25 protein-coding genes are annotated in these 21,569 nt (G+C 66.9%); 13 read left to right on the top strand and 12 right to left on the bottom strand.

Going from position 1 to position 21,569, the window contains the following annotated elements; all coding sequences use genetic code 11:
• Positions 1 to 62: 62 nt before the first annotated feature.
• Complete coding sequence (locus J2X38_RS13870; protein ID WP_310254991.1) at positions 63 to 1,040, top strand: NAD(P)-dependent oxidoreductase; 978 nt, start codon at positions 63 to 65, stop codon at positions 1,038 to 1,040.
• Positions 1,028 to 1,708: a glutathione S-transferase family protein gene (locus J2X38_RS13865; protein WP_310254989.1), complete on the top strand. Its 681-nt coding sequence runs from the start codon at positions 1,028 to 1,030 to the stop codon at positions 1,706 to 1,708. The genes J2X38_RS13870 and J2X38_RS13865 overlap by 13 nt, the downstream gene beginning before the upstream one ends.
• An 85-nt stretch (positions 1,709 to 1,793) precedes the next feature.
• Here J2X38_RS13865 and J2X38_RS13860 read toward each other — a convergent pair whose 3' ends face one another.
• Positions 1,794 to 2,312, bottom strand: coding sequence for a sterol desaturase family protein (locus J2X38_RS13860; protein ID WP_310254987.1), 519 nt, complete (start codon positions 2,310 to 2,312; stop codon positions 1,794 to 1,796).
• Positions 2,313 to 2,527: 215 nt separating this feature from the next.
• Between J2X38_RS13860 and leuC the strand changes: the two genes are divergently transcribed.
• The 5 genes from leuC to J2X38_RS13835 all read left to right on the top strand — a co-directional run bounded on the left by leuC (position 2,528) and on the right by J2X38_RS13835 (position 6,215).
• Complete coding sequence (leuC, locus tag J2X38_RS13855) at positions 2,528 to 3,958, top strand: 3-isopropylmalate dehydratase large subunit (protein WP_310254985.1); 1,431 nt, start codon at positions 2,528 to 2,530, stop codon at positions 3,956 to 3,958.
• Entirely contained in the window at positions 3,955 to 4,545 is a 591-nt protein-coding gene (gene leuD / locus J2X38_RS13850) for a 3-isopropylmalate dehydratase small subunit (RefSeq protein ID WP_310254983.1), read from the top strand. The genes leuC and leuD overlap by 4 nt, the downstream gene beginning before the upstream one ends.
• 31 nt (positions 4,546 to 4,576) lie before the next feature.
• Positions 4,577 to 5,572 (top strand): NADPH:quinone oxidoreductase family protein, encoded by a 996-nt coding sequence (locus tag J2X38_RS13845; RefSeq protein ID WP_310255465.1) that lies wholly within the window; start codon positions 4,577 to 4,579, stop codon positions 5,570 to 5,572.
• A 65-nt stretch (positions 5,573 to 5,637) separates the two neighbouring features.
• Positions 5,638 to 5,850, top strand: a complete 213-nt coding sequence (locus J2X38_RS13840) for a DUF167 domain-containing protein (protein ID WP_310254981.1) — start codon at positions 5,638 to 5,640, stop codon at positions 5,848 to 5,850.
• Between the two features lie 71 nt (positions 5,851 to 5,921).
• Positions 5,922 to 6,215 carry a hypothetical protein gene (locus J2X38_RS13835; protein ID WP_058539654.1) on the top strand — a complete coding sequence of 98 codons (294 nt, stop codon included), beginning with the start codon at positions 5,922 to 5,924 and terminating at the stop codon, positions 6,213 to 6,215.
• A gap of 65 nt (positions 6,216 to 6,280) precedes the next feature.
• Here J2X38_RS13835 and sdhA read toward each other — a convergent pair whose 3' ends face one another.
• The 6 genes from sdhA to ald all read right to left on the bottom strand — a co-directional run bounded on the left by sdhA (position 6,281) and on the right by ald (position 11,537).
• Positions 6,281 to 8,083 carry a succinate dehydrogenase flavoprotein subunit gene (sdhA, locus tag J2X38_RS13830; protein ID WP_137892876.1) on the bottom strand — a complete coding sequence of 601 codons (1,803 nt, stop codon included), beginning with the start codon at positions 8,081 to 8,083 and terminating at the stop codon, positions 6,281 to 6,283.
• A gap of 1 nt (position 8,084) precedes the next feature.
• The gene (gene sdhD, locus J2X38_RS13825; RefSeq protein WP_058539652.1) at positions 8,085 to 8,492 is read right to left on the bottom strand and encodes a succinate dehydrogenase, hydrophobic membrane anchor protein; all 408 of its coding nucleotides are present in this window, start codon (positions 8,490 to 8,492) and stop codon (positions 8,085 to 8,087) included.
• On the bottom strand, positions 8,492 to 8,935 hold the full coding sequence (sdhC, locus tag J2X38_RS13820; protein WP_137892875.1) for a succinate dehydrogenase, cytochrome b556 subunit: 444 nt from the start codon (positions 8,933 to 8,935) through the stop codon (positions 8,492 to 8,494). Before sdhC ends, sdhD begins: the two co-directional genes overlap by 1 nt.
• A 111-nt stretch (positions 8,936 to 9,046) precedes the next feature.
• Positions 9,047 to 10,117 (bottom strand): alpha/beta fold hydrolase, encoded by a 1,071-nt coding sequence (locus tag J2X38_RS13815; protein ID WP_310254977.1) that lies wholly within the window; start codon positions 10,115 to 10,117, stop codon positions 9,047 to 9,049.
• Between the two features lie 46 nt (positions 10,118 to 10,163).
• Positions 10,164 to 10,394 (bottom strand): hypothetical protein, encoded by a 231-nt coding sequence (locus J2X38_RS13810; protein ID WP_058539649.1) that lies wholly within the window; start codon positions 10,392 to 10,394, stop codon positions 10,164 to 10,166.
• A gap of 27 nt (positions 10,395 to 10,421) precedes the next feature.
• Positions 10,422 to 11,537, bottom strand: a complete 1,116-nt coding sequence (gene ald / locus J2X38_RS13805; RefSeq protein ID WP_058539648.1) for an alanine dehydrogenase — start codon at positions 11,535 to 11,537, stop codon at positions 10,422 to 10,424.
• Between the two features lie 158 nt (positions 11,538 to 11,695).
• Between ald and J2X38_RS13800 the strand changes: the two genes are divergently transcribed.
• From J2X38_RS13800 to J2X38_RS13775, 6 genes are all read left to right on the top strand, one after another.
• On the top strand, positions 11,696 to 12,163 hold the full coding sequence (locus J2X38_RS13800) for an Lrp/AsnC family transcriptional regulator (protein ID WP_310254974.1): 468 nt from the start codon (positions 11,696 to 11,698) through the stop codon (positions 12,161 to 12,163).
• A 105-nt stretch (positions 12,164 to 12,268) separates the two neighbouring features.
• Positions 12,269 to 13,621: a methyl-accepting chemotaxis protein gene (locus tag J2X38_RS13795; protein ID WP_058539647.1), complete on the top strand. Its 1,353-nt coding sequence runs from the start codon at positions 12,269 to 12,271 to the stop codon at positions 13,619 to 13,621.
• Between the two features lie 52 nt (positions 13,622 to 13,673).
• Positions 13,674 to 14,366, top strand: coding sequence for an SDR family NAD(P)-dependent oxidoreductase (locus J2X38_RS13790; protein ID WP_058539646.1), 693 nt, complete (start codon positions 13,674 to 13,676; stop codon positions 14,364 to 14,366).
• Between the two features lie 117 nt (positions 14,367 to 14,483).
• Positions 14,484 to 15,455: a 50S ribosomal protein L11 methyltransferase gene (locus J2X38_RS13785; protein ID WP_310254969.1), complete on the top strand. Its 972-nt coding sequence runs from the start codon at positions 14,484 to 14,486 to the stop codon at positions 15,453 to 15,455.
• A 64-nt stretch (positions 15,456 to 15,519) separates the two neighbouring features.
• Positions 15,520 to 16,401, top strand: coding sequence for a hypothetical protein (locus tag J2X38_RS13780; RefSeq protein WP_310254967.1), 882 nt, complete (start codon positions 15,520 to 15,522; stop codon positions 16,399 to 16,401).
• A 7-nt stretch (positions 16,402 to 16,408) separates the two neighbouring features.
• Positions 16,409 to 17,221: a hypothetical protein gene (locus J2X38_RS13775; RefSeq protein WP_310254965.1), complete on the top strand. Its 813-nt coding sequence runs from the start codon at positions 16,409 to 16,411 to the stop codon at positions 17,219 to 17,221.
• 3 nt (positions 17,222 to 17,224) lie between these two features.
• Here J2X38_RS13775 and phhA read toward each other — a convergent pair whose 3' ends face one another.
• From phhA to J2X38_RS13750, 5 genes are read right to left on the bottom strand one after another with little or no spacing between them, the layout of a single operon-like run.
• Positions 17,225 to 18,097 (bottom strand): phenylalanine 4-monooxygenase, encoded by an 873-nt coding sequence (gene phhA / locus J2X38_RS13770; protein ID WP_137892856.1) that lies wholly within the window; start codon positions 18,095 to 18,097, stop codon positions 17,225 to 17,227.
• Between the two features lie 39 nt (positions 18,098 to 18,136).
• Positions 18,137 to 18,757 carry an ATP-binding cassette domain-containing protein gene (locus J2X38_RS13765; RefSeq protein ID WP_310254963.1) on the bottom strand — a complete coding sequence of 207 codons (621 nt, stop codon included), beginning with the start codon at positions 18,755 to 18,757 and terminating at the stop codon, positions 18,137 to 18,139.
• Positions 18,747 to 19,442 carry a molybdate ABC transporter permease subunit gene (modB, locus tag J2X38_RS13760; RefSeq protein ID WP_058539640.1) on the bottom strand — a complete coding sequence of 232 codons (696 nt, stop codon included), beginning with the start codon at positions 19,440 to 19,442 and terminating at the stop codon, positions 18,747 to 18,749. The genes J2X38_RS13765 and modB overlap by 11 nt, the downstream gene beginning before the upstream one ends.
• Positions 19,442 to 20,206: a molybdate ABC transporter substrate-binding protein gene (gene modA, locus J2X38_RS13755; protein WP_310254962.1), complete on the bottom strand. Its 765-nt coding sequence runs from the start codon at positions 20,204 to 20,206 to the stop codon at positions 19,442 to 19,444. Before modA ends, modB begins: the two co-directional genes overlap by 1 nt.
• A 7-nt stretch (positions 20,207 to 20,213) precedes the next feature.
• Positions 20,214 to 21,566 (bottom strand): PepSY domain-containing protein, encoded by a 1,353-nt coding sequence (locus J2X38_RS13750; RefSeq protein WP_310254960.1) that lies wholly within the window; start codon positions 21,564 to 21,566, stop codon positions 20,214 to 20,216.
• Between the last annotated feature and the right edge of the window lie 3 nt (positions 21,567 to 21,569).

The following is a 21,569-nucleotide window of genomic DNA, read 5'->3' as shown; positions in this document are numbered from 1 at the left end:
CTTTCCCCCTGTCCGCCGCCTGTGTATGAGGCGCGCGGACGAGACCGGGAGGAGATATAACGATGCGCGTACTGCTGACCGGATCATCGGGTTGGCTGGGTCGCTATCTCGCTCCGCTGCTCGTCCAAAGCGGTCATGACGTGACCGGGCTCGACGTCGTGCCCGGGACGCATACGCAGGTGGTCGGCACCGTTGCCGACCGCGCGCTGATCGACCGGACGATGGGCGAGCATGGAATCGAGGCGGTGATCCATGGCGGCGCGCTGCACAAGCCCGACATCGTCCGTTACCCGCGCCAAGCCTTTGTCGACGTCAATGTCGGCGGCACGCTCAATCTGATCGAGGCCGCGGTCGCGGCGGGCAACGACCGCTTTCTCTTCACCTCGACCACCTCGCTGATGATACGCGCCGATGTGCGCGAAGGCGCGGGCGAGGCGGGCGCGTGGTGGATGGACGAGGATTTCGGTCCGATCGAGCCGCGCAACATCTATGGCATCACCAAGCTCGCCGCCGAGCAGGCGGTGAAGCTGGTGCACCGCGAGCATGGCATCGCGGTGGCGATCCTGCGCACCGGGCGCTTCTTCCCCGAAGATGACGACACGCATGCCGTGCCGAGCGGACCGAACCTGAAAGCGAACGAACTGCTCAACAGGCGTTTGACGGTCGAGGATGCCGCCGCTGCGCATCTCGCCGCGCTCGAGGCCGCGCCCGCGATCGGCTGCGACACCTTCATTCTCTCGGCCCCGCCGCCGTTCGCGCGCGAGGAGGCCGAAGAACTGGCGCGCGATGCGCGCGCAGTGATCGCGCGGCATCATCCCGATGCGGCCGAGCTTTATGCCGCCAAAGGCTGGATGCTCCCCGAGATCATCGACCGCGTCTACGACCCCTCGCGCGCCGAGCGCCGTTTCGGCTGGCGCGCCACGACCGATTTCGGCAGCGTGCTCGCCGCGCTTCGCGACGGCACCGAACTGCCCTTCGCGCACGATCCCGATTACACTTCCCCCATCATCGCACAGGAGCGCCAGGCATGTATGTGCTGATCACCGCCAACCGCAATTATTCGAGCTGGTCGCTACGCCCGTGGGTGCTGATGCGCGCGCTCGGCATCGCGTTCGAGGACCAGATCGAACCCTTCACCAACCCGATCAACTATGACGAGTTTCGTAGCTTCTCACCGACCGGACAGGTGCCCGCGCTGCTCGACGAAGGACGGACGGTTTATGATTCGCTGGGCATCACGCTCTATCTCGCCGACCGGCACGAGGGCGTCTGGCCGGCCGACCCCGACGCGCGCGCCTGGGCGCAATGCGCGACGGCGGAAATGCACAGCGGCTTTTCGGCGCTGCGGGGCGATTGCACGATGAATGTCGGGGTTCGCGTAACGCCCAAGCCGCCGTCGGGCGCGCTTCGGCTCGACGTCGCGCGAATCCGCGAATTGTTCGCCGAGGGCCTGTCGCGCTTCGGCGGCCCCTTCCTCGCGGGCGACCGCTTTACCGCGGTCGATGCCTTTTTCGCCCCGGTCGCCTTCCGTATCCGCACCTATGGACTCGACGCCGGCGCCGGACAGGCGTGGGTCGACCATATGCTTGCGCAGCCGGCGATGCAGGATTGGGAACGGCAGGCGCTCGCCGAAAGCTGGCGCGAGGAGGGCCACGAGGCGGAATTGATGGCAGCGGGGGTGATTACCGCCGATTACCGGACGGCCTAACTATATCGTCGCCCCCGCGAAGGCGGGGGCCGTTGTCGGTGTAGCGCAAGGTTGCCAGCGGCCCCCGCCTTCGCGGGGGCGACGGTTATTCTGCCAGCGCCTCGCGCACCACTGCGATCCCGGCCTCGCGCTGCGCTCTCAATTCGGCCTTCAGCTTCGCCGGATCGCGCGCCAGCACGAAGCCGAAGCTGACCCCGCCCTCCTTGCCGACCGTGGCGTGATGGAGCTTGTGCGCCTGCACCAGCCGCTTCGCATAGCCGCGCCGCGGCACCCAGCGGAAATAGCGCTGGTGGACGAGCCCGTCGTGCACCAGCGTATAGATGATGCCGTAGAAGAGGATTCCGAGCCCGATCCACGTTCCGGGCTCCCACGCCGCGGCGCCCATGATCATCGGGCTGCCGACGACGAACATCGAAATGCTCAGCGCGGCGCCGACGAGGCCGAACAGGTCGTTCTTTTCCAGCATCTTGTCGTGCGGCTCATGGTGGTCGCGGTGCCAAGCCCAGCCGAAGCCGTGCATGATATATTTGTGGCTCGCCCAGGCGACGCCCTCCATCGCCGCGACGGTGGCGAGAATGAGCGCTATGATGGCGAGCGTCGGCATGGGGGCAGTATAGGCCGATTGCGAACCTGATGCACGATCCCTCCTTCGTCATGCCGGACTTGATCCGGCATCCCGCTTTTTCCTTGCGCGTGAAGAAGCGGGACCCCGGATCAAGTCCGGGGTGACGAAAGAAAGGGCAAGAGTCGTGCGACCGAAAATTGCGTTTTTGATCGCCACTCGCTTGCATTGTTGTCGCGCAGGCTTAAGTGAACCGCATGACTCGGCCCCGCACCCTTTATGAGAAAATCTGGGACGCGCATGTCGTCGAACAGCGCCCCGATGCCACTTGCCTGATCTTCATCGACCGTCACCTCGTCCATGAAGTCACCAGCCCGCAGGCGTTTGCCGGGCTTCGCGCGAGCGGCCGCACGGTGCGCCGCCCCGACCTGACGATTGCGGTGCCCGACCATAATGTGCCGACGACCGCGCGGCTCGACGCGGCGGGCAACAAGCTGCCGATCGCCGACCCCGAAAGCGCGGCGCAATTGGCGGCGCTCGAAAAGAACGCGCCCGAATTCGGCATCCGCTACATCGATGCGACGGCGCCCGAACAGGGCATCGTCCATGTCGTCGGCCCCGAGCAGGGCTTTTCGCTGCCCGGGACGACGATCGTCTGCGGCGACAGCCATACCGCGTGCCACGGCGGCATCGGCGCACTCGCCTTCGGCATCGGGACGAGCGAGGTCGAGCATGTGCTCGCGACGCAGACGCTGCTGCTCCAGCCGTCGAAGACGATGGAAGTGCGCGTCGAGGGCGAGGTTGGCCCCGGCGTCAGCGCGAAGGACATCATCCTCCACATCACCGGCGTCATCGGCGCCGCGGGCGGCACCGGCCATGTCATCGAATATACGGGCAGCGCGATCCGTGCGCTGTCGGTCGAGGGCCGGCTGACGGTCAGCAACATGGCGATCGAGGGCGGCGCGCGCGCGGGCCTGATCGCGCCCGACGAGACGACCTTCGAATATCTGAAGGGCCGCCCCTATGCGCCGAAGGGCGCCGATTGGGACGCCGCGGTCGCTTATTGGAAAAGCCTCGCGACCGATCCGGGCGCGACGTACGAGAAGACCGTCGTCATCGACGCCGCCGACATCGCGCCGAGCGTCACCTGGGGCACCAGCCCCGAGGATGTCGTGCCGATCACCGGCATCGTCCCGGACCCCGCAAGCTTCGCCGATCCATCTAAGCAAGCCGCAGCCGCCAAATCGCTCGCCTATATGGGCCTCGAGCCCGGCACACGGATGCAGGATGTGCCGGTCGAGAATATCTTCATCGGCAGCTGCACCAACAGCCGCATCGAGGACCTGCGCGCCGCCGCGGCGGTGATCAAGGGCCGGCACAAGGCCGACAATGTCAAATGGGCGATCGTCGTCCCCGGATCGGGGCTGGTGAAAGCGCAGGCCGAGGCCGAGGGGCTCGACCGCATCTTCACCGACGCGGGGCTCGAATGGCGCGAACCGGGCTGTTCGGCGTGCCTCGCGATGAACCCCGACAAGGTGCCCGCGGGCGAACGCTGCGCCTCGACGAGCAACCGCAATTTTGTCGGCCGTCAGGGTCCGGGCGCGCGCACCCACCTCGTCAGCCCCGCGATGGCGGCGGCGGCGGCGGTGACGGGCAAGCTCACCGACGTACGGGAGTTGATGGCATGACCCCGCTCGACAAGGTCGAAGGCCGCGCGATTCCGTTCGGGCTCAAGAATGTCGACACCGACGTGATCATCCCCGCGCACTGGCTGAAGACGACGACGCGCGAGGGCATGGGCCGCGGCGCGTTCGAAAGCCTGCGCGCCGATCCCGACAATCTGTTCGACAGCGCCGATTTCAAGGGCGCGCCGATCCTGATCGCGGGCGACAATTTCGGCTGTGGGTCGAGCCGCGAACATGCCGCGTGGGCGCTCGGCGACCTCGGCATCCGCGTCGTGATCGCGCCCAGCTACTCGGACATTTTCTCGGGCAATGCGGTGAAGAACGGCATCCTGCCCGTCGTGCTTCCCCAATCGGCCATCGACCGCCTGATGGAGGTCGCGGCAACCGACCCGGTCTTCGTCGACCTCGAGCATCAGACGGTGACGACGCAGTTCCAGGACCGCTTCAGCTTCGAGATCGACCCGTTCCGCAAAATGTGCCTGCTCGAAGGGCTCGACGAGATTTCGCTCACCGAAAAGAGCGACGCGGCGATCGGCGCCTATGAGGCAAAACTCGACGCCGATCGGCCGTGGATGCGTCCTGCCGCATAGGATCAAACGAACACCATAAGAGGAGAAGATGATGAAGGCTCTCTTGTCGACCGCAACCGGCGGCCCCGAAACGCTCACCTTGGGCGAACTGCCGCGCCCGACCGCGGGCAAGGGCCAGATCGTGATCGACGTGAAGGCCTGCGCGGTCAACTTTCCCGACGTGCTGATCATCGAGGATAAATATCAGTTCCGCCCCGAACGCCCCTTCGCCCCCGGCGGCGAAGTCGCGGGGCTGGTCGCCGAGATCGGCGAGGGCGTAACCGAGTTCAAGATCGGCGACCGCGTGATCGCGGGCTGCGGCAATGGCGGCATGTCCGAAGCCGTCGCGGTGTCGGTGCACAATGTCTATCACCTTCCCGAGGCACATGATTTCGCCGCGGGCGCCTCGCTGCTGATGACCTATGGCACCAGCATCCATGCGCTGGTCGATCGCGGGCACATCGAGGAAGGCGACACGTTGCTGGTGCTCGGCGCATCGGGCGGCGTCGGCATTGCCGCGGTCGAGCTGGGCAAGGCATTCGGCGCGCGCGTCGTCGCCGGCGTGTCGAGCGAGGAAAAGGCCGACATCGCACGTCAGGCGGGCGCCGACGAGGTCGTCGTCTATGGCCGCCAGCCGTTCGACAAGGACCAGTCGAAGGAGCTTGCGAACAAGTTCAAGGAAGCCGTTGGCCCGAATGGCGCGAACGTCATCTATGACGCGGTCGGCGGCGATTATGCCGAGCCCGCGCTGCGTTCGATCGCATGGGAGGGCCGCTATCTCGTCGTCGGTTTCCCGGCGGGCATTCCGCGCCTGCCGCTCAATCTGACGCTGCTCAAGAGCTGCGACGTCGCGGGCGTGTTCTGGGGTGCATTTGTGGCGCGCGAACCGCTGCGCAACCGCGCCAATATCGCGCGACTGTTCCAGCTGTGGGAGCAGGGCAAGATCAAGCCGCGGGTGACCGAGAGCTTCGCCCTCGCCGACGGCGGCAAGGCGATCGCCAAGCTCGGCGACCGGACGGCGGTCGGCAAGCTGGTCGTCACCGTCTGAAAACCCGCCCCGACCCGGCGCTGACCGAGGCGCTCCGCGCACTCGCAGCGTCGGGACGGATTGCAGTGCGGGTCACGCCCGGTGCGCGTCACGACGAGATCCGGGTCGAGGACGAAAGCGTGCATGTCCGTGTGACTTCCCCGCCCTCCGACGGCGCCGCGAACGACGCGGTGCTGCGCCTGCTCGCCGCGGCGCTCGGCCGCCCGCCGCGCGATTTGACGCTGCTTCGCGGGGCGAGCGCGCGCATCAAATTGATCGGGATTGCGACGAGCCGATAGCGCCGGGTTAACCAATTGGCAGGAGCTGGGCGCTATAGCTATGAACAGGACTAGCTGGGCCAAGGTGGATCATGGCAAAACGCCGATCGACAAGCGAAGAGGGAGACGCGAGTATCGCGAATATTTCGCGTACCCGCCGCGCACAGCTTGTCGCCGAATTCGAAGGCGAGCTGGGCATCGACTATAAGGCCCGTGCCAGGGCCGAAGAGGCCGAGCGCCGCTGGATCGCCCGCAAGACCTTTATCGTCTGGACGATCGCGGTGATGTTCTTTGCCATCGCGTGCCAGAAGCTGTGGATCATGGGCAACGACGTCGATGTGCCCTTTTCCGACATCAACCCGGTGCGCAGCCTGTTCGGCGAGTAGCGAAGCCGATAATCAAGCGAACGGGGCCGCGATCGCTCGCGACCCCGCTTATCCGCTAAAACCGATCAGTAAACGCGCGCCTTCGGCTTGATATATTCGACGTCGTCGGACAGCGTATATTCGTGGACCGGGCGGTAATCGAGGCGGACGCCGCCGCCCTTGCCGCCCCAGCCGTCGAACCAGCTGATCGTGTGCTTCATCCAGTTCGCGTCGTCGCGGTTCGGGAAATCCTCGTGCGCGTGGGCGCCGCGGCTTTCCTTGCGGTTGAACGCCGAATGCATCGTCACCGTCGCCTGCGCGATGAGATTGTCGAGCTCGAGCGTTTCGATGAGGTCGGTGTTCCAGATCAGGCTGCGGTCGGTGACATGAACGTCGTTCATCCGCTGATAGGTCTTGGTGAGCTTTTCCTTGCCCTCCGCCATCAGTTCGTCGGTGCGGAACACCGCGGCATGGGCCGACATCGCGCGCTGCATCTCGGTGCGGATCTCGGCCGTTGGCGACCCGCCATTGGCGTTGCGGAAATGGTCGAGGCGGCCGAGCGCGAGATCGGCGCTGTCCTTGGGCAGCGCGGCCTGTGCGGCGCCGGGCTTCAGGATTTCCTTTAGGCGGTGCCCGGTCGCGCGGCCGAAGACGACGAGGTCGATCAGGCTGTTCGAGCCGAGGCGGTTGGCGCCATGGACCGACACGCACGCGGCTTCGCCGACCGCGAACAGGCCGGGGACGACGGTGTCGGGGCCGTCCTTGCCCAAGGTCACGACTTCGCCATGATAGTTACAGGGGATGCCGCCCATATTGTAATGGACCGTGGGCACGACGGGGAGCGGCTGGCGCGTCAGGTCGACGCCCGCGAAAATCTTGCCGCTTTCGGTGATGCCGGGCAGGCGCTCGGCAAGCACCGCGGGATCGATATGGTCGAGGTGCAGATAGATATGGTCGTTGTGCGGACCGACGCCGCGGCCTTCGCGGATTTCGAGCGCCATCGAACGCGACACGACGTCGCGCGATGCCAGATCCTTTGCCGACGGGGCATAGCGTTCCATGAAACGCTCGCCTTCGGAGTTCGTCAGATACCCGCCCTCGCCGCGCGCACCCTCGGTGATGAGCACGCCCGCGCCATAGATGCCGGTCGGGTGGAACTGGACGAATTCCATGTCCTGCAGCGGCAGCCCGGCGCGCAGCACCATGCCGCCGCCGTCGCCGGTGCAGGTGTGCGCCGAGGTCGCGGTGAAATAGCAGCGGCCGTAACCCCCGGTCGCGAGCACGACGGCCTGGCTGCGGAAGCGGTGGATGCTGCCATCCTCGAGGCACATCGCGATGACGCCCCGGCAGGCGCCATTTTCCATGATCAGGTCGAGCGCGAAATATTCGACGAAGAAGTCGGCGTCATATTTCAGCGACTGCTGATAGAGCGCGTGGAGCATCGCATGGCCGGTGCGGTCGGCCGCGGCGGCGGTGCGCTGCACCGGCGGGCCTTCGCCCATATTCTGCATGTGGCCACCAAAGGGGCGCTGATAGATGGTGCCGTCGGCGTTGCGCGAAAACGGCACACCGGCGTGTTCGAGTTCGTAGACCGCGTTCGGTGCCTCGCGCACCATATATTCGATCGCGTCCTGGTCGCCGAGCCAGTCGGAGCCCTTGACGGTGTCGTACATGTGCCACTGCCAATGGTCGGGCGAATTGTTGCCGAGGCTGGCGGCGATGCCGCCCTGCGCCGCGACGGTGTGACTGCGCGTCGGGAACACCTTGGTGATGCACGCGGTCTTGAGCCCCGCTTCGGCGCTGCCCATCGTGGCGCGCAGGCCCGAGCCGCCGGCGCCGACGACGACGGTGTCATAGATATGGTCGATGATCTTGTAGGCGTCGGTCATCTTACATGCCCCCCGGAGCGAGCCCGGCGGCGGGCGCAAGCACGATACGGACAATGGCAAAAATGCCGTAGGCGGCGCCGCCGATCGCGTAGAAGTTGAGAAGGACGAGCGACAGCAGACGCGTCGCCTCGCCATGGACATAGTCCTCGATCAGCACCGTCAGGCCCAGCCGCAGGTGCCAGAAGACGCTGACCACCATCAGGATCAGCGCGAGCGCGACGGTGGGATTCGATGCCCAGCGCAACACCGCAGCATGATCGCCGAGCGGCAGACGGACCAGCGAAACGAACAGGAAGCCGACGAGGAGGATATTGGCGAGCGCGGTCAGCCGCTGTTGCAGCCAATGCTGCGAGCCATGCCCCGACGAGCCGAGGCCGCGGACCTTGCCCAGATGCGTGCCATTGCCCATCAGAGTGCCTCCGCCATGATATAGAGCCAGGTCGCGGCGGTCGCGAGGACGCCCGCGGTGATCACGGCGATCGACCAGAGCTTGTTGGTCTTCAGTTCGTAACCGGCACCCGTATCGAGCACGAAGTGGCGCAGCCCCGAAAAGAGATGCTGGAAAAAGGCCCAGGTCAGGCCGACAAGCACGACCTTGCCGACGATATTGGTGATCTGGTGAACGATGCCGACCTCGGGGCTGGGATCGTGCCAGACGCAGGCGAGGAATGCGGCATACGCGTCGGGACCGGCCGCGAGCGCGCCAAGCCACCATAGGAACATGCACGCACCAACAATCGCGAGACCGTCACCGCTCGCGCGATGAAGGATCGAGACCGCCATCGCGGGGGTCCATTTATATACCTGCAAATGCGGGGAGCGCGGACGCGCACTCGGTTCGTTGCCAGCCATATCAGCCCTGTCTTGACTCTAAACGGTCGATGCGGTGCCGGTTAAGCCTTCCCGCCGCGATATGCAATTGCTTAGGAGCATAGGCAAAAAAATCGCCGCCTTCCGCGATATTCAGCGCGTCACATACCCGTTGAGCGCGAGCCAGCTGGCAAGAATGGCGATATATTCGGACGAATCCGGCCGTTCGGTGCCGTCGTGCTTGGGATCGAGCGAGATTTTCTGATCGACCGACATCGCCATCGCGTGATCGGCGCCCGCGATGCTGTGCACCGTCAGTTTCGGCATCTGCGCCGCGACCGCCTTCAGGCGCTCGACCGAGACGGCGACCGGCACCACCGCATCGTCGGCGCCATACAGGACGAGCGTCGGCACGCTGACCGCCGACAGATTCTTCAGCGGATCATTCTCGATCTCGCGGCGCCAACCCGAAACGGCGCGGTCGCGGATCGTTTCGCCCATATAGGTATATTTGAACCACGGCTGCGTCTTTGCCGCATCGATCATTTTCTGCGCGGCCTCGCGGCTCGCCGTTCCGCGCATATAATCGTCGACCGCCTTGCGCGTCGCGGTCATCTGATCGATCTCGGCCTGCGAATGGCCGTTCGCCCTGAGGTGGTTGGTCGAGGAGAAGAGCATCTGCACGTCGGCGGTGACGACCGGCGCCGACACCGCGATCACAAAGGCGATATCGGGGCTTCGCGACGCCGCCAGCGGCGATATCCAGCCGCCCTGGCTCAGCCCCCAGGTGCCGATGCGCTTCGGGTCGATGCGCGGATCGGCCTTCAGGCTCTGCGCCGCCGCGATAGCATCGTCGGCGAGGAGCGTGAAGTCGCCGCCGGCTGTCTTCGTGCCCGACTGTCCCGAACCGCGCCGGTCATAGACGAAAACCGCGATGCCGAGCGCGGGCAGGGCGGTCTTGAGATGATCGTAAAGCGACGCGCCACGGAGCGGCGACGACGCGCTGTGCGTGACGACGACGACCGCCACAGGCCGCGCACTCCGCGGCAGGATCAGCGTTCCCGACAGCTCGGTGTCGCCGCTCATAAAACGGCGGTCCTCGGTGACGACTTGCGTCGTCGCGGGCGCGGTCCACGGGAAAGCGGACGCGCCCGGCGCCGCGAGCGCAGGCTGGAACGCCGCGAGCCCGGCCGCGACGGCCCAAAGGGCGGCGATTATGCGCATCAAAGAGCCCCCGGCCCGGTCACGGGCGCGGACACGGGGACATGCCTCACTTGATCTTGCCGCGGTTCGCGTAGAGCAAGGCCGCGATCACCGCGGCCGAGCCGATGCCGAGGCCAGCGGCGGCCGCGGTCTTCCAGCCGCGCTTGCCCTTGGCCTCTTCCTCATCGGCCGCCTGCGCCGCCTCGGCGGCTTCGCGCTGCTGCTGGCGCTCGCGCGCGGCGCGCAGCACTTCGTTTTCCTCTTCTTCGGGCGGGGGAGGTGCCACTGGATCGGTCATCGTCTCTCTATGTCCTTTTGTCTTTTGTCAGGCGAGCGCCTGTTCGACAGGCACATAATCGGTTCCGATCGCTTCGGCTACGGCTTCGAACGTCACCTTACCATTCCAAACGTTCAAACCCTGCGCAAGATGCACGTCGCGTTTCAAAGCGTCTTTCCACCCCAGATCGGCGATGCGCAGCGCGTGCGGCAGCGTCACGTTGTTGAGCGCATAGGTGCTGGTGCGCGCGACCGCGCCGGGCATGTTCGCAACGGCATAATGGACGATGCCGTCGACGACATAGGTCGGATCGGCGTGGGTCGTCGCGTGGCTCGTCTCGAAACAGCCGCCCTGGTCGATCGCGACGTCGACGAGCACCGAGCCGGGGCGCATCGTGCCGAGCATCTCGCGCGTGACGAGCTTGGGCGCCTCGGCACCGGGGATCAGCACCGCGCCGATCACAAGGTCGGCCTCGGCGACGCATTCGGCGAGGTTCGCGCGGTTCGAGAAGCGCGTCTTGGCGCGCGCCTCGAAGAAGGTGCCGACGCGTTCGAGCACTTCGGGATCGCGGTCGAGGATGGTGACGTCGGCGCCGAGGCCCGCCGCCATCTGCGCCGCGTTGAAGCCGACGACGCCGCCGCCGATCACGCAGATCTTGCCCGGTGCGACGCCGGGCACGCCGCCGAGCAGCACGCCGCGGCCGCCATGCGCCTTTTCGAGCGCGGTCGCGCCGGCCTGGATCGACATGCGCCCTGCGACCTGACTCATCGGCTTCAGCAGCGGCAGGCCGCCGTGCGGGCTGGTGACGGTTTCATACGCGATGCACACCGCGCCCGATGCCATCAGGTCGCGCGTCTGGTCGGGATCGGGCGCGAGGTGGAGATAGGTGTAGAGGATCTGCCCGGGGCGCAGCATCGCGCGCTCGACGGGCTGCGGCTCCTTGACCTTCACGACCATTTCGCAGGTCGCGAAAATCTCTTCGGCGGTCTGCACGATCTCGGCGCCCGCCTCGACATAATAGCGGTCGTGCGCGCCGATCCCCTCGCCCGCGCCGGTCTGCACCAGCACGCGGTGGCCGTGGACGACGAGCTCGCGTGCGCTCTCGGGGGTCAGGCCGACGCGATATTCGTGATTCTTGATTTCCTTGGGGGTGCCGATGATCATAGTCGCTCTCCGGATATGGGTGTCATCGGCGATCGACTATCGCCGCCGAAAACTTGTCGGCGCTTTTAGCAGAAATGGCTCGCGAGGTGCTTGCATATCCATTGCGGATTCGCGACATACTTGCACGATTTTGGCGTATAATGGATCGATGGCGCACAATGATTGACCGTATCGACGTCAAGCTGCTCGACTTGCTGCAACGGCAGGGCCCGCGCCCTGCCGCCGAGCTGGGGGAGATCGTCGGACTGTCGGCATCGGCGTGCCACCGGCGCATCCGCGCGCTGGAGGCAGCGGGGATCATCACCGGCTATACCGCACGGCTGAACCCCGACAGCATCGGGCTCGGGCTCGATGTGTTCGTCGACATCAGCCTGACGTCGCAGAGCGAAGAAGCGCTGACCGCGTTCGAGAGCGCGGTGAAGAGTTTCGACGAGATTCTCGAATGCCAATTGCTGTCGGGGGCGTCGGATTACCGGCTGCGCGTCGCGGCGCGCAACGTCGCCGATTTCGACCGGCTGCACCGCCACTGCCTGTCGCGCCTGCCCGGGGTCGCGGCGATGCACAGCGCCTTTGCCCTGCGCACGATCAAGGCGTTCGAGGGCTATCCAGTGCCGGCAGCGGGTTAACACCGCTTTTACCATTTCCAGCGCATATCCCGTTCACCAGTTTCATGGGACGCATGCGGGCGACAGACCCGCGCGCCTTTTGGGTCGATCAGGGAAGCCAAGATCATGGTGAAGGAAAATCCGATTCATAAGCAGCAGATCGATCCGGTGCCGATGGCCGATCGCTTTCCCTATTACGATCTCGACGGGCGCCTTGCCGCCAATGCGACGGAAATTCACGCCATCATCGCCGGCCGCGAGGAAGCGATCGCCGCGGCCTATTGGAATGCATTCAATACGCTGCCCAGCGTCGACCGCCGCGTCGAGGGCGAATTATTCGAATCCTATGTCCGCGGCAGCGCGCGCCACACCGTGGCCAAATATGCCGACGCCGCGGGCCAGGAGGTCGCGACGATCGCGTGCCAGAACGCCCATATGGCGCGGCGCGTGAAGCTGCCGCTTGCATCGGTGATGTCGTGCATCGCCGAAAGCCAGCGGCTGACGATCGAATATGTCGTCGAAGCCTGTTTCGGCGACGCCGAACGGCTTGCGCGGCTGACGAGCGCGGTGAATCGCCTCGCGCTGCTCGAATTCGACATCATGCACCGCTATGCCAAAAAGCTCGACCGCGCGGTGATCTCGAGCGAGCGGCAGACGCTCGCGGGCGATTTCGACCGCTCGATCGCGTCGCTGGTGCAGGACACCGACGGGGTGCGCGAGCAGCTCGCCAAGCAGGCGGCCTCGGCCGACCAGGCGGCGAAGGGCATGATCGCCAAGACCAGCGAAGTCGCCGCGGCGTCCGAACAATCGGCGATGGCGATGCGCGAAGCCGCTTCGACCGCCGCGGGCCTGATCCGCGCGATCGAGGATGCACGCAGCGAAGTCGAAGCCTCGGCCAGCGTCGCGACGCGTGCGTCCGAGCAGGCGGGCGAAGCGGTCGCGATGTCGGCGACCTTGTCGCACCATGCCGAATCGATCGAATCCATCCTGGGCCTGATCCGCGAGATCGCGGGGCAGACCAACCTTCTCGCGCTCAACGCCACGATCGAGGCGGCGCGTGCGGGCGAATCGGGGCGGGGCTTTGCCGTCGTCGCGCAGGAGGTGAAGAGCCTCGCCAACGAAACCGCGCGCGCGACCGACGATATCGCGGGCAAGATCACCGCGATCCAGCAGGCGACGCGCGGGTCGGTCAGCGCCAACCAGTCGATCCAGGCGACGATCGTCGAGGTGCAGACCTCGGCACAGCGCATCCGCGACGCGATGGACGCGCAGGCGCAGACGGTCACCTCGATCACCGCCGCGGTCGACGAAACCGCGCTCGCCGCCGACAGCATGTCGTCGACGATCGCGAGCATCCGCAACGATTCGGGCATGGTCGCGAGCGAGATCAGCGTGCTGAGCCAGGAATTCGCCAAGATGGGCGGCCGGTTGCAGCAGCTGGAACAAGCTGCGAGCGAGTTCAGCCGCCGCGTGGCATAACACAGCCACTTCCCCCGCTTGGCAAGCCCCGCCCCGCTGCCTAAGGCGGGGCATGAGCACGCATATCCTGATCACCGGCGCGAGCCGCGGCATCGGCGCCGCGATCGCCGACGCCTTCGCCACCGGTGCGACCAAGGTTGTCGCGCTGTCGAGCGCCGACGGCGACCTGTCCGATCCCGCGACCCCCGACCGATTGTGGCAGGCGAGTCTCGACCGGCTCGACGGCCGCATCGACGTGCTCGTCAACAATGCCGGCGTGTTCGAGGCAAACCCGCTGGGCGACCCCAACGCTGACTGGCTCGCGAACTGGAACCGCACGATGCAGGTCAATCTGACCGCGAGCGCGCAGCTCTGCCGCCATGCGGTGCTCCACTGGCACGAACGCGGCGCGCCCGGTCGCATCGTCAATATCGCGAGCCGCGCCGCGTACCGCGGCGACAGCCCCGCGCACTGGCATTATGCCGCGTCGAAATCGGGCATGGTCGCGATGACCAAGACGATCGCGCGCGCCTATGCCAAGGACGGTATCCTCGCCTTTGCGATCTGCCCCGGCTTCACGATGACGGGCATGGCCGAAGACTATCTGGCGAGCCGCGGCGGCGAGAAACTGCTTGCCGACATCCCCCTGGGCCGTGTCGCAATGCCCGACGAAGTCGGCGAAATGGCGCGCTGGTGCGCGCTCGATGCCCCTGCGTCGATGACCGGTGCGGTGCTCGACGTGAACGGCGCAAGCTATGTGCGCTAACCTCTTTTCATCGTCATTCCCGCGAAGGCGGGAATCCCGCTTCTGGCCCGGCAAAAGCGGGATCCCCGCCTGCGCGGGGATGACGAAAGAGGGTAATGGAGTGACAGGGTTGGACGGATGAGCTGGATCGTCTCGCTCCCCTGTACCCGCGACGAAGCCGAAGCGTTGTCGGGCGAAATTCCCGAACTCGACGCCGCGCCCGAGGCGCCGGTCGTGGTGACGCGCGAGATCGACGAGGACGCCGGGCTTTGGCAGCTCGACGCCTATATGGACGCCAAGCCCGGGGCAGCGCTGCTCAAGCTGCTGCAGTCGTTCGTGCCGAGCGCGAAGGGCAAGAAACCCGTTGTCGCACAATTGCCCGAAGAGGATTGGGTGACGCTGAGCCAGCAGGGGCTGGAGCCCGTGCAGGCGGGGCGCTTTTTCGTCCACACGAGCAGCTATGCCGACCGCGTGCCCGCGGGCAGCACCCCCTTCCTGATCGACGCGAGCCAGGCATTCGGCACAGGCGGGCACGACACGACGGCAGGCTGCCTGTCGATGCTCGACCGGCTCGCGCGGCAAGGGGCGAGTCCACGCAATATCGCCGACATCGGGACCGGCACGGGCCTGCTCGCCTTCGCCGCGATGGCGCTGTGGCCGCGCGCCAAAACGATCGCGTCGGACATCGACCCCGCAAGCATTTTCGTGACGCGCGACAATGCGGGCATCAACAATGTGCCATTGGGGCGCGGCGGCGGGCGGCTCGCGCTCGCGGTGGCACCGGGGACCAATCACCCGTCGATCAAGCACCGTGCGCCCTATGACCTGGTCATCGCGAACATCCTTGCGGGACCGCTGATCACCCTCGCCCCCGATATTGCCGCCGCGACGGCACCGGGCGGCCATGCGATCCTGGCCGGCCTCATCGCGCGGCAGATGGAGCCGGTGCTCGCCGCCTACCGCGCACAGGGCTTTCGCTTCGCCGCGCGCGGCGGCAGCGCCGAATGGCCGTGCCTGTTGCTCGTCAAACGCCGCCGCTATGGCTGGCGCCGCAAGGAACGCGCGTTCCACCGCGCGAGCCCATCGGATGCGAGCTTCGGAAGCTGGTAAGCTAAACGCTGGAAATATCGCGGCGATTTGCTAGCCTAGCGCAAGTCACCGGGAGGAATCGGCCATGAGCCTTTTTGCCGCCGTCGCTTTGCTTGCCGCCATGCCCGTCGCCAGCGACACCCCGGACCCTATCGTCGTGACCGGCACGCCCGTCACCGGCGACGAAGCCCGCAAGCGCGCGCTCGAATTCGTCCGCCGGACGGGTGTCGCCGAATTGCGCCCGATCGCGCGCTGGATCGCACCGGTCTGCCCGCACGTCATCGGGGTCGACGACACAGTGGCGGCCATCGTCGAAAAGCGGGTCGGCGAGGTTGCCGTCGCGGCCGGAGCGCGGGTCGCCCCATCGGGCTGCGACGCCAATATCGCCATCGTCTTCACTTCGAACGGCGGCGCGTTGACGCGCGCGATGCTGCGCAAATCGCCCATGCAACTGAGCGAATTGTCGCCAGCGGCGCGCGAGCGGACGGCGCAGGGCGACGATGCGATCCGCTGGTGGTACAGCACGCGCGTGCAAAGCCGCGATGCCGTATCGGCCTCGACCGCGCCGCTGCCCTGGGCCGTCGGACATAGCGAAGGCGGCGGGCCGGTCATCAACGGCGCGGGCCCGACGTTATCGCATTATGGATCGAGCCTCATCAGCACACAGGCGGTGCGCGCGCTGACCGCCGCGACCGTCGTGATCGATGTCGAAAAGGCCGACGGCACGCCGCTCGATGCCGTGGCGTCCTTCGCCGCGATGGTGGCGATGGCCGAAATGGACAGCGACCCGCCGCCGCCCGGAAACTCGATCCTCGCGCTGTTCGACGGCGAGGACGACCGGCGCGCGTTGTCGAGCGAGGATCAGACGCTGCTGCGCGCTATCTATAGCCTGCCGCCCGACCGCGAGGCCCATCAGCACCGCCGCCAGCTGGTTACCGCGATCGCCAAGCCCAAGAGCGGCGATTGACCCGGCCATGAGCCTGTTCGCCGCCATCGCCCTGCTCGCCGCCGCGCCCGTTGCCGGTGACGATCCCGATGCGATTATCGTCACGGGGACACCCGTCACCCGCGAAGAAGCGAAGAAACGCGCGGCCGAATATGTGCGGCGCGCCGGGATCGCGCAGCTCAAGCCCCTCGCGCGGTGGGTCGATCCCATATGCCCGCGCACGGTCGGGGTCGATGAAACGGTCGCGGCGATCGTGAACGCGCGCGTCCGAGCGGTCGCCACGGCGGCGGGCGCCCCGGTCGCCCCCTCAGATTGCCAGGCGAATATCGTCGTCGCCTTCAGCTCGGACGGCCGGAGCCTCGCGCGCGCAGTGCGCCGCAAGGCGCCCGACCAGTTCGCCGAGCTGGCGCCGGTGGCGCGCGATCGCGTGCTCGACGGCACGGGTGCGATCCGCTGGTGGTACACGACGCGCGACGAAAGCCGCGACGGGATGCCGATCAGCGACTTTTTCGTGAAGCTTTACAACAGCAGCATCGTCAGCACGCAGGTCGTGCGCGCGTTGCAGTCGGCGACGGTCGTGATCGACGTCGAACAGGCCGACGGCACCCCGCTCGATGCCGTCGCCGCCTATGCCGCGATGGTCGCGCTCGCGGAGTTCCGGAGCAATCCGCCGCCGCCGAAGGATTCGATCCTGGCGCTGTTCGACGGCGAGGCAGAGCGCCGCGAGTTGTCGAGCCACGACGCGGCGCTGCTGCGCGGGATCTATACCGTGCCGCCCGACCGCGAAGCCTTTCAGCAGCGGCGCCAGCTGGTGACGACGGTCCGTAAAAGCGGCGAGTGACGGTCAGCCGCTCTTGGCGAGCGCATATTCCTGTGTGCCGCGCGTGATCACCTCATCCTCCGGCAGGAAGTCGGCGATCGGAATCGGCGGCAGCGCGGCATTTTTGGCATAGAGCGGCGCGAAATCGGTGTTCACCGTCGTGTCGAGCAGCTGATCAAGGCTGTCGATGACGAAATAATTCTGCTGGAAATCGTCGATCCGGTAATCGGTACGCATCACGCGCGCGAGGTCGAAGCCGATGCGGTTCGGGCTGTCCGAATCGAGCGCAAAGACGCTCTCGGCAAAAGAGGAGACGATGCCCGCGCCATAGATGCGCAGGCCGCCGGCTTCGCGGATCAGGCCGAATTCGACCGTGTACCAGTAAAGCCGCGCGAGCTGTTTCAGCGCGTCGAACTTGAGGCTGCGCAGCCCGCCTTCGCCGTACGCGACCATATAGTCCGCGAACACCGGGTCGGCGAGCATCGGGACATGGCCGAAGACGTCGTGGAAGACGTCGGGTTCCTGGAGGTAATCGAGCTGCTCGGGGGTGCGAATGAAATTGCCCGCCGGAAAGCGGCGATTCGCGAGATGGTCGAAAAACACCTCGTCGGGGACGAGCCCCGGCACCGCGATCACCTGCCACCCCGTCGCGGCCATCAGCCGCGCGTTGAGCTCGCGATAATCGGGGATGCCCGGCTTTTCGAGGCGCAGCACGTCGATCCCGCGCAGGAAGGCGTCGGCGGCGCGGCCGGGGAGCATATCCGACTGGCGCGCGAAGAGGCGGTCCCACATCGCATGCTCGTCGGCGGTGAAGGCGTCCCAATTTTGCGAAATCGTCCAGTCGGCCGCGGCACCCGGCGGCGGCGTGTCATGGACATGGGTAAACTGGCTTTCCATACGACCGCTTCTATCATCAAAATGGTTTCATGTGAAACTTTATTCGCCGATCGCCACCACCGAGGTCGCGAGCCGGTCGATCTCGGCGCGGTCGTGGCTGACGTAGAGGATCGGCAGTTTGAGCTCGTCGCGAATCCGCTCGATCACCACCATGATACCGCCGCGCCGCGCGGTGTCGAGCGACGACAAGGGTTCGTCCATCAGCAGGATTTCGGGGCCCGCGAGCAAGGCGCGGCCGATCGCGACGCGCTGCGCCTCGCCCCCCGACAGGCTGTGCGGCCAGCGATCGAGCAGGTGGCCGATGCCGAGGAATTGCGTCGCCTCGTCGAGGGTCATCCAGCGGTTCGCGGATGGTACAATGTCATGGCCGTAGGTCAGGTTCGCGCGGACACGGCGATGCGGGAAGAGCCGCCCGTCCTGAAAGACATAACCGACGCGGCGCGCCTCGGGCGGCAGGTCGGTGGCGCCGTCGAACAGCGTGCGGTCGCCGACGCGAATATGCCCGCGGTCGGGCCTCAGCAGTCCCGCGACCATGTTGAGGATGCTCGTCTTGCCCGCGCCCGATGGCCCGAACAGGGCGGTCAGGCCGGGACCGGCAGTGAAGCGCGCGGCGATGCTGCGGTCGCCGAGACGCCTGGCGACGTCGATATCAATCGCCATGGCGCTGCCTTTCGCGATGCGTGCGGCGGACGAGCCATTCGGAAAGCACCAGCGCGCCGAGCGAAAGCGCGACCGAGAGCAGCGCGAGCCGCGTCACCATCGCTTCGCCGCCGGGCACCTGCAGCGCCGAATAGATGGCGAGCGGCAGCGTGCGCGTTTCGCCGGGGATGTTCGAGACGAACGTAATCGTCGCGCCGAACTCGCCAATCGAGCGTGCGAAGCCGAGCACGAGCGCGGCGAGGATGCCGGGGAGCGCGAGCGGCAGGCTGATCGTCCAGAAGCTGTGCCAGGGGCTCGCGCCGAGCGTCCGCGCCGCGCCCTCGAGCCGCCGGTCGATCCCCTCGATCGACAGCCGCATCGCGCGCACCATCAGCGGCAGCGCCATGATCGCCGCCGCCAGCGCGGCGCCGGTCCAGCGGAACATCAGGCTGACCCCGAACCAGCTTTCGAGCCAGCGCCCGGCGGGGCCGAACGGGCCGAAGGCGATCAGCAGCAGCCAGCCGGTGACAACGGGGGGTAGGACGAGCGGCAGATGGACGAGCGCATCAAGGACAACGCGGCCGGGGAAGCGGTGGCGCGCGAGCAGCCACGCGAGCGCGAAGGCGATCGGAAGCGTGGCGAGCACCGCGACGCCGCCGACCTTCAGCGACAGCGCGACAATGCCCCACTCTTCGGGTGAAAGCATCAGGGCGCCGAAAAACCGTGGCGGACGAAGATCGCGCGGCCCTGTTTCGACAGCAGGAAGGCGCGGAAACCCGCGGCGTCCCTGCTTCGCGACGCCTTGAGCAGCGCGACGGGGTAGCGGATCGGCGGATGGCTCGATGCCGGAAAAACACCGACGACACGCACCGCTTTCGACGCACGCGCGTCGGTTGCGTAGACGATGCCGAGCGGCGCCGCGCCGCGTTCGACGAGCGCCATCGCCGCGCGGACATTTTCGGCGGGGGCGACCTTGGCCGCGACGCTGGTCCAGACGCCGAGATGCGTGAGCGCCGCCTTCGCATATTTGCCCGCAGGCACCGCGTCGGGATCGGCGAGCGCAAGACGGCCGCTGCCGAGCGCCCTGGCGAGCGCGAAGCCGCGCGCCGGGGTCAGGCGGACCTTGCTCGACGCGGGGGCGATCAGCACGAGGCGGTTGCCGAGCAAGGTCGTGCGGGTGCCCGCGCGAAGCAGGCCGGCCTTCGCGACCGCGTCCATCCACTCCTCGTCGGCCGAGAGGAAGAGGTCGGCGGGGGCGCCCGCCATGACCTGCCGCGCGAGCGCCGACGAGGCGGCAAAGGAGATGACGGGTTTGGCGTGCCCCTTCGCCGCCCACGCATTCGCCGCTTCGGTCAGCGATTCCTGCAGGCTCGCCGCCGCGAGCACGACGGGGCCGCGCTCCTGCGCGAACGCGGCCGGGGCGAGGAGCAGCGCGATGAGCAGGGCGAACAGGTGGAGGGCGCGGGCCATTGGCAACCTATAGGCGCGCCGGGGCCTTCGCCGCAACGCCGAGCCATCGCGCCATGCTCGGCATGCGCGGAAGGATCAATCGCTCGACGATCCAGAGGAGGATCAGCGAGGCGGCGAGCATGGGGAGAAGCGCGGCGAGGATCAGGATCAACGCGGCAACGCCCTTGAGCTTTGCGGGATCGCGCGGCTGCGGCGGTGCGCCGAGCGCATCATCGGGTCTGCGGCGGCGCCACATCAGGAAGCCGGATATTGCTAGCGTGAAAAGCGCGAGCGCGGTCGCGACGCCGATCAACTGGTTGGCGAGGCCGAAGAGCTGGCCCTCGTGCCACGCGATGCCATAGCCGACGGCGCGGTCGATCACATGCTTGTCGGCAAAGCCGCTGCGCGACACCTCCAGGCTTGTTTCGGGGTCGTAGCTCACCTTGCGAACCTGCGGGCGGTTTTGGGTGAGCGTCGTGAGCGTCCAGACATTGCCGTTGGGCGGGCCGAAAGCATTGGGTGCGCCCGGCGGCTGGATGATTGCGGGCGCGGGCATATGCTCGCTGCGGGCGCGGAGGACGATATATTCCAGACGTGCTTGCGGAGGCGGTCCGGCCGGCGGGGCGGCCGCCATCGCATGATGATCGTGCGCGGCGTGCGGATCGGCGCCGCCCTTCCAGTCCTGCACCCCCGACACCCAGCCCATTTCGGCGCGGACGGTGCGAAGGCCGCTAGCCCACACCTCGGTCCACGGCAGCGCGGTGAAAAGCAGGATCAGCGCGAGGCCCGAAACCCAGAAGCCGGTGACGGCGTGGAGGTCGCGCAGCGCGGTGCGGCCCCGGAGCGAGAGCCGCGGCCAGACCACACCGGCCGCGCCGCGGCCGCGCGGCCACCATAGGTAGAGGCCGGTCAGGATCATCACGATTGCCCAGCTCGCGGCGAGTTCGATGAGCAGGCGGCCGGCGCGGCCGATGAGCAATGTGCCGTGGATGCGCGAGAGCCAGGCCGAGATGCGCTGGTCGGGATCCGCGGCGCCGATCACCTGTCCCTGCGGCGAGACGGCGACATCGCGCATTCCCCCATCCGGCAGGCCGATATGGACGACCGCCGCATCGCCCGATGCTTCGGGGATGCGGTAGTAATGAAAGCTCGCGCCCGGATTGGCCGCGAGCACGGCGGCGACCCGCGCATCGGCGTCGACCGCGCCCGCCGACGGCAGGTCGCGCCATGCGCGCTCCTCCCACCGGTCGATCTGCGGCTTGAACAGATAGGCGGCCCCCGTCGCCGACAGGATCAAAACAAAGGGGACGACGAACAGCCCGGCGTAGAAATGCCAGCGCCAGATCGTGCGATAGAGCGGAACGCGGTTGCTGTCGGTCATCCC

Origin of the sequence: Sphingopyxis sp. BE235 (genome assembly GCF_031457175.1) — a bacterium.
Lineage (GTDB): Bacteria > Pseudomonadota > Alphaproteobacteria > Sphingomonadales > Sphingomonadaceae > Sphingopyxis.
The sequence above is the reverse complement of the archived record's forward strand: the minus strand, read 5'-3'. Positions and strand labels throughout refer to the sequence as shown.

Bases quoted from the DNA above. Each gene is read 5' to 3' on its own strand.
- leuD (WP_310254983.1), top strand. From the start codon at position 3,955: ATGACCCCGCTCGACAAGGTCGAAGGCCGCGCGATTCCGTTCGGGCTC.
- J2X38_RS13870 (WP_310254991.1), top strand. From the start codon at position 63: ATGCGCGTACTGCTGACCGGATCATCGGGTTGGCTGGGTCGCTATCTC.
- J2X38_RS13790 (WP_058539646.1), top strand. From the start codon at position 13,674: ATGAGCACGCATATCCTGATCACCGGCGCGAGCCGCGGCATCGGCGCC.
- J2X38_RS13835 (WP_058539654.1), top strand. From the start codon at position 5,922: ATGGCAAAACGCCGATCGACAAGCGAAGAGGGAGACGCGAGTATCGCG.
- phhA (WP_137892856.1), bottom strand. From the start codon at position 18,097: ATGGAAAGCCAGTTTACCCATGTCCATGACACGCCGCCGCCGGGTGCC.
- modA (WP_310254962.1), bottom strand. From the start codon at position 20,206: ATGGCCCGCGCCCTCCACCTGTTCGCCCTGCTCATCGCGCTGCTCCTC.
- J2X38_RS13795 (WP_058539647.1), top strand. From the start codon at position 12,269: ATGGTGAAGGAAAATCCGATTCATAAGCAGCAGATCGATCCGGTGCCG.
- modB (WP_058539640.1), bottom strand. From the start codon at position 19,442: ATGCTTTCACCCGAAGAGTGGGGCATTGTCGCGCTGTCGCTGAAGGTC.
- J2X38_RS13800 (WP_310254974.1), top strand. From the start codon at position 11,696: ATGATTGACCGTATCGACGTCAAGCTGCTCGACTTGCTGCAACGGCAG.
- sdhC (WP_137892875.1), bottom strand. From the start codon at position 8,935: ATGGCTGGCAACGAACCGAGTGCGCGTCCGCGCTCCCCGCATTTGCAG.
- J2X38_RS13810 (WP_058539649.1), bottom strand. From the start codon at position 10,394: ATGACCGATCCAGTGGCACCTCCCCCGCCCGAAGAAGAGGAAAACGAA.
- J2X38_RS13785 (WP_310254969.1), top strand. From the start codon at position 14,484: ATGAGCTGGATCGTCTCGCTCCCCTGTACCCGCGACGAAGCCGAAGCG.
- J2X38_RS13845 (WP_310255465.1), top strand. From the start codon at position 4,577: ATGAAGGCTCTCTTGTCGACCGCAACCGGCGGCCCCGAAACGCTCACC.
- J2X38_RS13750 (WP_310254960.1), bottom strand. From the start codon at position 21,566: ATGACCGACAGCAACCGCGTTCCGCTCTATCGCACGATCTGGCGCTGG.
- J2X38_RS13765 (WP_310254963.1), bottom strand. From the start codon at position 18,757: ATGGCGATTGATATCGACGTCGCCAGGCGTCTCGGCGACCGCAGCATC.
- ald (WP_058539648.1), bottom strand. From the start codon at position 11,537: ATGATCATCGGCACCCCCAAGGAAATCAAGAATCACGAATATCGCGTC.
- J2X38_RS13815 (WP_310254977.1), bottom strand. From the start codon at position 10,117: ATGCGCATAATCGCCGCCCTTTGGGCCGTCGCGGCCGGGCTCGCGGCG.
- sdhD (WP_058539652.1), bottom strand. From the start codon at position 8,492: ATGGGCAATGGCACGCATCTGGGCAAGGTCCGCGGCCTCGGCTCGTCG.
- J2X38_RS13865 (WP_310254989.1), top strand. From the start codon at position 1,028: ATGTATGTGCTGATCACCGCCAACCGCAATTATTCGAGCTGGTCGCTA.
- J2X38_RS13780 (WP_310254967.1), top strand. From the start codon at position 15,520: ATGAGCCTTTTTGCCGCCGTCGCTTTGCTTGCCGCCATGCCCGTCGCC.
- sdhA (WP_137892876.1), bottom strand. From the start codon at position 8,083: ATGACCGACGCCTACAAGATCATCGACCATATCTATGACACCGTCGTC.
- J2X38_RS13860 (WP_310254987.1), bottom strand. From the start codon at position 2,312: ATGCCGACGCTCGCCATCATAGCGCTCATTCTCGCCACCGTCGCGGCG.
- leuC (WP_310254985.1), top strand. From the start codon at position 2,528: ATGACTCGGCCCCGCACCCTTTATGAGAAAATCTGGGACGCGCATGTC.
- J2X38_RS13775 (WP_310254965.1), top strand. From the start codon at position 16,409: ATGAGCCTGTTCGCCGCCATCGCCCTGCTCGCCGCCGCGCCCGTTGCC.